This window comes from Massilia phosphatilytica (assembly GCF_977014125.1).
Map to the genome: position 1 here is coordinate 1 of NZ_CDRNIL010000038.1, position 6,482 is coordinate 6,482.

The 6,482-nt window shown below is 66.5% G+C and carries 5 protein-coding genes and 2 pseudogenes; 3 read left to right on the plus strand and 4 right to left on the minus strand.

The window, feature by feature from the left end; translation table 11 throughout:
* Nucleotides 1-12 precede the first annotated feature (12 nt).
* Together ACWNCF_RS01535 and ACWNCF_RS01540 are read right to left on the minus strand one after the other, a co-directional pair.
* Nucleotides 13-285 (minus strand): hypothetical protein, encoded by a 273-nt coding sequence (locus tag ACWNCF_RS01535; protein WP_449405768.1) that lies wholly within the window; start codon nucleotides 283-285, stop codon nucleotides 13-15.
* Nucleotides 243-677, minus strand: a complete 435-nt coding sequence (locus tag ACWNCF_RS01540) for a hypothetical protein (RefSeq protein WP_449405769.1) — start codon at nucleotides 675-677, stop codon at nucleotides 243-245. Before ACWNCF_RS01540 ends, ACWNCF_RS01535 begins: the two co-directional genes overlap by 43 nt.
* Before the next feature lie 172 nt (nucleotides 678-849).
* Here ACWNCF_RS01540 and rpiA point away from each other — a divergent pair, with 172 nt between their 5' ends.
* Both rpiA and ACWNCF_RS01550 read left to right on the plus strand, forming a co-directional pair.
* Nucleotides 850-1,527: a ribose-5-phosphate isomerase RpiA gene (gene rpiA / locus ACWNCF_RS01545; RefSeq protein ID WP_056443294.1), complete on the plus strand. Its 678-nt coding sequence runs from the start codon at nucleotides 850-852 to the stop codon at nucleotides 1,525-1,527.
* Nucleotides 1,528-1,621: 94 nt separating this feature from the next.
* The gene (locus ACWNCF_RS01550; protein WP_449405770.1) at nucleotides 1,622-1,879 is read left to right on the plus strand and encodes a hypothetical protein; all 258 of its coding nucleotides are present in this window, start codon (nucleotides 1,622-1,624) and stop codon (nucleotides 1,877-1,879) included.
* A gap of 31 nt (nucleotides 1,880-1,910) precedes the next feature.
* Here the strand turns inward: ACWNCF_RS01550 and ACWNCF_RS01555 are convergent, their stop codons facing one another.
* Both ACWNCF_RS01555 and argA read right to left on the minus strand, forming a co-directional pair.
* Nucleotides 1,911-2,183, minus strand: a complete 273-nt coding sequence (locus ACWNCF_RS01555; protein WP_449405771.1) for an oxidative damage protection protein — start codon at nucleotides 2,181-2,183, stop codon at nucleotides 1,911-1,913.
* Nucleotides 2,184-2,265: 82 nt separating this feature from the next.
* Nucleotides 2,266-3,580: pseudogene (argA, locus tag ACWNCF_RS01560) on the minus strand (amino-acid N-acetyltransferase).
* A 54-nt stretch (nucleotides 3,581-3,634) separates the two neighbouring features.
* Here argA and hrpA point away from each other — a divergent pair.
* Nucleotides 3,635-6,404: pseudogene (gene hrpA, locus ACWNCF_RS01565) on the plus strand (ATP-dependent RNA helicase HrpA); the annotation flags it as partial.
* Nucleotides 6,405-6,482: the final 78 nt, after the last annotated feature.

Consider the following 6,482-nt stretch of genomic DNA (forward strand, 5'->3'; position numbering starts at 1 on the left):
CGTTCGCTAAGGTTAAACCGGAGGAGTTAGTTGGATGATCCAGCACCTCGCCAGCGTGTGGGCGTAGCCGACGAGGAAGCCGATGTCGTCGGCCTGGGCTTCGGCGCCTTCGAGGTCGGCCGTCATCGCGTGCGAGCGCGGGCCCAGCGAGGGCGTGGCGAGCACGATATAGCCGTGGCTCGCCAGGTATTCGCACAGGTCGGCGTTCTCGATCGCGTAGGCGCTGTGGCTGGGCGCGTAGATCACGACCGGGAACTTGCCGGGACGCTCGGGCGCGTCGCGCAAGGGCGCGCACGGGGTCCGCGAGTTCGGCGCCGGACCTGCGCGCCGCGCGGCTCGACCAGCGCGTCGGTGGCGCGCCGCACCTGGTCGGGCATGCGGCTGAATTCTTCCTCGGTCGCGATGGTCGTCACGTAGTCGCGGTACGTCATGGCGCCGCCCGTGCCGATGGCCGGATACCAGACGAGCGTCTGCAGCGGCCGCGAGCGGTCGCCGCTCGTGGCCTGCGCCGTGACCGGATTGCGCGGGTGCTGGTAGACGCGCGCCCGGTCGTACTGTTGGCGGACGTGGAAGCCGACGCGGTACGGGCCGGATGGTGCCGACGGCGAGAAGTCGGCGGCCGTCGCGGCGTGCGCGAGGACGAGGGCGAGCAGGAAGGTGGTCAGGATCCGGAACATGGGTCGTTGGCGTGGTGGTGTCCGAGGCTGAGACAGGTGTTTCTTTGGTTGCAAGATTATATGCTGAATTGGCATGTAAACTGTCGCGAAAGCGTGGCGGATCGTGGCCGTTGCGGCAAGGAGGGCCGCCGAATCCGCTAAAATGTCGGATTCTTCTACTCCTACCAACATCATGACTCAGGACGAACTCAAGCAGGCAGTGGCCCGCGCCGCCATCGATCACGTGGTCGACGGCGAAATCATCGGCGTCGGCACGGGCTCCACCGCCAACTTCTTCATTGACGAACTCGGCAAGATCAAGTCGCGCATCAAGGGCGCCGTGGCGTCGTCGGAAGCGACGGCGGCGCGCTTGCGCGGCCACGGCATCGAGGTGTTCGACCTGAACGACGTCGCGGCGATCTCCGTGTACGTCGACGGCGCCGACGAGATCAACGCCACGGGCGCCATGATCAAGGGCGGCGGCGCGGCGCTGACGCGCGAAAAGATCGTCGCGTCGGTGTCGGGCAAGTTCGTGTGCATCGCCGACGGCTCCAAGCTGGTCGAGACGCTCGGTAAATTCCCGCTGCCGGTCGAAGTCGTGCCGATGGCCGCGAATGCCGTCAGCCGCAAGCTGGCCGCGCTGGGTGGCCAGCCGCGCCTGCGCACCAAGCCGGGCAGCACGGACGCCTTCGTCACCGATAACGGCGGCTACATCCTCGACGTGGCCGGACTGTCGATCACGGATCCGGTGGGCCTGGAATCGGAGATCAACCAGATCGTCGGCGTGATCGCCGTCGGCCTGTTCGCCCGCCGCGGCGCCGACGTCTGCCTGCTGGGCACGGGCGACGGCGTCAAGTCGCTGACGTTCTGAGCGGAGCGGACATGAAGCGCGCTCCGGCTCTGTTGTCGATCGCCCTGGCGGCCGCGCTGGGCCTGGGCGGTTGCTCCATGTTCTTCATCACAGCATGCCGGCACCGGCCGCGCCGGCCGCACCCGTGGCCGCTGCTGCGCCGGCCGTCGAGACGATTCCGTTCCACACGGGCGTGTCGTCGGCCACCGTCGAGAAGATGGCGAAGCAGCAAGGTTGTACGGGCGGGCAGGGCGCCGGGCTGATCACGCAGTCCGGGCCCGTCGAGGTCTATCGCATGCGCTGCGAAAGCGGGACGATGAGCGGAAAAGTGTTCATGGCGCGCTGTGAACTGCGCCAGTGCAGGCAGATGTAGGGTGGACGGCTCTGCCGTCCACCCTACCTGATCAGGCGGTCGGCGGGACGTAACCGGCGGCCTCGTCGGCGCCTTCGCCGAAGAAATGGCGTTCCATCTGCGTGGCCAGGTATTTGCGGGCGCGCGCGTCGGCCATGTTCAGGCGGTTTTCGTTGATCAGCATGGTCTGGTGCTTGAGCCAGCCATCCCACGCCTCTTTCGACACGCTTTCATAGATGCGCTTGCCCAGTTCGCCCGGGTACGGCGGGAAGGCGAGGCCTTCGGCTTCCTTGTTCAGTTTGACGCAATGGACGGTGCGGGCCATGTTCTTGCTCCTGGTTCGGTATCGGAAAAACGTGATTATAAGGCGGCCGGGAAAAAGCGACCGGCTGCCTGCGAGCTGGGCGTCAGAGCTGCTTGATCAGGATCTGCGACCGTCTCTGCCAGTTGTACATGTGCGCCCGATCCTTGGGCAGGTCGTCGACGGTCGCCAGCACGAAGCCGCGCTTCTTGAACCAGTGCGACGTGCGCGTGGTCAGCACGAACAGCTTGGTCATGCCGGCCGCGCGGGCACGGTTTTCCATGTGCTTCAGGATGCGCTCGCCGTCGCCCTGGGTCTGCGCATCCGGGCTCACGGTCAGGCAGGCCATTTCCGCCATCTTCGATTCGGGGAACGGGTACAGCGCGGCGCAGCCGAAGATGACGCCGTCGTGCTCGATCACGGAGAATTGCTCGATCTCGCGTTCGATCAGTTCGCGCGGACGTTTTACCAGCGTGCCGTCCGCTTTCCAGCGGTTCGATGAGCTTGATAATGCCGCCGACGTCCTCAATTGAGGCCTGGCGCAGGCTTTCCAGGTTGTCGTGCGTGATCATCGTGCCCACGCCGTCGTGGGTGAACAGTTCCAGCAGGGCCGAGCCGTCCAGCGAGTAGGGCACGATGTGGGCGCGGTCGACGCCGCTGTTGCAGGCCTTGATCGCGTGCTGCAGGTAGAACGACGCGTCGTTCGGCAGGAAGCCCGCCTGCAGCACGGCTTCGGCCTGGTGCGACGACAGTTCGCGGATGTCGCCGCCGCCGGCATCCTTCATCAGCGGCGTCTCGGTGATGAAGACGAGTTTTTCGGCGTGCAGGGCGATCGCGGCGGATACCGCCACGTCTTCCATCGTCAGGTTGAACACCTCGCCCGTCGGCGAAAAGCCCAGCGGCGACAGCAGCACGATGTTGTCCTCGGTGTTGAGGATCGGCTGGATCTTGTCGGCCGCGACCTTGCGCGTGACGCCCGTCAGCTCGTGGTCGACGCCGTCGATCACGCCGAGCGGGCGCGCCGTGACGTAGTTGCCGGAGACGATGCTGATGTGGGCATTCGACATCGGCGTATTGGGCAAACCCTGGCTGAACGCGGCCTCGATGTCCAGGCGCAGTTCGCCCGCGGCTTCCTTGGCGCATTCCATCGCCGCGCTGTCCGTGACGCGCACGCCGTTGTGGAAGCGGCCCTCGACGTTGCGCAGCGCCAGCTGTTCGGCCACCTGCGGCCGCGAGCCGTGCACCAGCACGACGCGGATGCCGAGTCCGACCAGCAGCGACAGGTCCTGCGCGAGCACGGGCAGGACGCCGTCCGCGACCAGTTCACCGGGGAAAGCGACGACAAAGGTCTTGCCGCCGAAGGCGTGAATATACGGCGCGACGGAGCGCAACCACTGGACGAATAGGGTAGGGTTTTCCATTTGCCGCATTATAATTCGCTGCGCGACTTGCGCACCAAATCCTCGTAAAAATCAATGTCTGAACAGAGTAACAAGCCCGCGCCGAAGCCGGCGCGCGCACCTTCTCCCGACCGTTCCACGCAAGCGCCGCGCAGCGATGCGCGCCGCGGCCCGCGTCCGCCCGCGCGCGAGGGCGCGCTCGCGAGCGCGCTCGCGCAGGCGCAGGTGCGCACGCCGCGCGGCGGCACCGGCGCGCAGGAACGCCAGCCCGGTCCGCGCGACGGCGAACGGCGCGAGGGTGGAGCGCGTCCGCGCGCGGACCGCGCCGCGCGCAATCCGCTGCCGCCCATCGTCTTCCCGGAAGAGCTGCCCGTCTCGGGCCGGCGCGCCGAGATCGCGAAGGCGCTGATGGAGAACCAGGTCGTGATCGTGTCCGGCGAAACCGGCTCGGGCAAGACGACGCAGCTGCCGAAGATCTGCCTGGAGCTGGGCCGCGGCGAGAAGGGCATGATCGGCCACACGCAGCCGCGCCGCATCGCCGCGTCGTCGACGGCGAAGCGCATCGCGCACGAACTGGGTTCGCCGCTGGGCGAGCACGTGGGTTATAAAGTCCGCTTCAACGACACGCTGTCGGCCGGCGCCTGGGTCAAGCTGATGACCGACGGTATCCTGCTGGCCGAAACGCAGACCGACCCGCTGCTCAAGGCCTACGACACGATCATCATCGACGAGGCGCACGAGCGCAGCCTGAACATCGACTTCCTGCTCGGCTACCTGCGGGAGATCCTGCCGCGCCGGCCGGACCTGAAGGTGATCATCACCTCCGCGACGATCGACGCCGACCGCTTCGCGCGCCATTTCGGCACGCCGGAAAAACCGGCGCCCGTCATCGAAGTGTCGGGCCGCCTGTACAAGGTCGAGGTGCGTTACCGCCCGGTGGAGCGCGACCAGGAATTCGCGTCCGCCGCCGACGGCAAGGCGGTGTCGAAGGCGCAGGCCGCGCGCGACAAGCGCGACCTGATGGATGCCGTCGTCGACGGCGTCGACGAATTGTGCCGGCTGGGCCAGGGCGACGTGCTCGTGTTCCTGCCCGGCGAGCGCGAGATCCGTGACTGCGCCGAGGCGCTGCGCAAGCACCATCCGCCGCACGTCGACATCCTGCCGCTGTTCGCGCGCCTGTCGGTCGAAGAGCAGGACCGGGTATTCAAGACGACCAACGCGCGCCGCATCGTGCTGGCCACGAACGTGGCCGAGACGTCGCTGACGGTGCCGGGCATCCGCTACGTCGTCGACGCCGGCCTGGCGCGCGTCAAACGCTACAGCTATCGCAACAAGGTCGAGCAGGCTGCAGGTCGAGCCGATCGCGCAGGCCGCCGCCAACCAGCGCGCGGGCCGTTGCGGCCGCGTCGCGGACGGCGTCTGCATCCGCCTGTACGAGGAAGCCGATTTCCTGCAGCGGCCGAAATTCACCGACCCGGAAATCCTGCGCTCGTCGCTGGCGGCCGTCATCCTGCGCATGAAATCCCTGCACCTGACGGACGTCGAGACCTTCCCGTTCGTCGAGCCGCCGCAGGGCCGCGCCATCGCCGACGGTTATCAGCTGCTGCAGGAACTGGGCGCCGTCGACGACGCCAACGAGCTGACCCCGATGGGCCGCAAGCTGGCCAAGCTGCCGCTCGACCCGCGCGTGGGCCGCATGATCCTGGCCGCCGTCGACAATGTGTGCCTCAGCGAGATGCTGATCATCGCGTCCGCGCTGTCCGTGCAGGACCCGCGCGACCGGCCGATGGAATACCAGCAGCAGGCCGACGAGAAGCACAAGAAATTCGCCGACGAGAAGAGCGAATTCCTGGGCTTCCTGAAGATCTGGCGCTGGTTCGAACAGGCCATCGAGCACAAGAAAACGAACCGCCAGCTGCAGGACAACTGCCGCGAGAATTTCCTCTCGCAGGTGCGCCTGCGCGAGTGGCGCGACGTGCATTCGCAACTGCTCACCATCGTCAAGGAACAGGGCTGGCGCCTGAACGAGACGCCGGCAACCTACGACCAGCTGCACATGGCGCTGCTCACCGGCCTGCTGGGCAATATCGGCTACAAGATGGAAGAGGAAGGCGGGGCGCAGTCCGGTGGCGCCTACCTCGGCGCGCGCGGCATCAAGTTCCACATCTGGCCCGGTTCGACGCTCGGCAAGAAGGCCGGCAAGTGGGTCATGGCGGCGGAGCTGGTCGAGACGACGCGCCTGTACGCGCGCTGCATCGCGCAGATCCAGCCGGAGTGGATCGAAAAGATCGGCGGCCACCTGCTGAAGAAATCGTGGGGCGAGCCGCGCTGGGAAAAGCGCACGGCGCAGGTCACCGCGAGCGAGCGCGCGACGCTGTACGGCATCGTCGTCTACAGCCAGCGCCGCATCAACTACGCGCTGCACAATCCGCAAGAGGCCCGCGAAATCTTCATCCGCGACGCGCTGGTCGGCGGCGACTACGACACGCGTTCTCCGTTCTTCGCCCACAACCACAAGCTGATCCGCGAAATCGAGAACCTGGAGCACAAGTCGCGCCGCCTCGACGTGCTCGTGGACGACCAGCTGATCTTCGCGTTCTACGACAAGGAAATCCCGACGGACGTCGTGAACGGCGCGGGTTTCGAAAAGTGGTACAAGGACGCGGCGCGCGACAACCCCAAGCTCCTGTACCTGAACCGCGAAGAGCTGATGCGCCACGAAGCGGCGGGCGTCACGACGGAGCTGTTCCCGAAGACGATGAACGTCACCGGCATCGAGATGGGCCTGACGTTCCACTTCGAGCCGGGCAGCCCGCGCGACGGCGTCACGCTGACGGTGCCGCTGTTAGGTGCTGGATCATCCAACTAACTCCTCCGTTTTCAACCTTAGCAAGACGGCAACCGAACGAAGTGCTACACAACA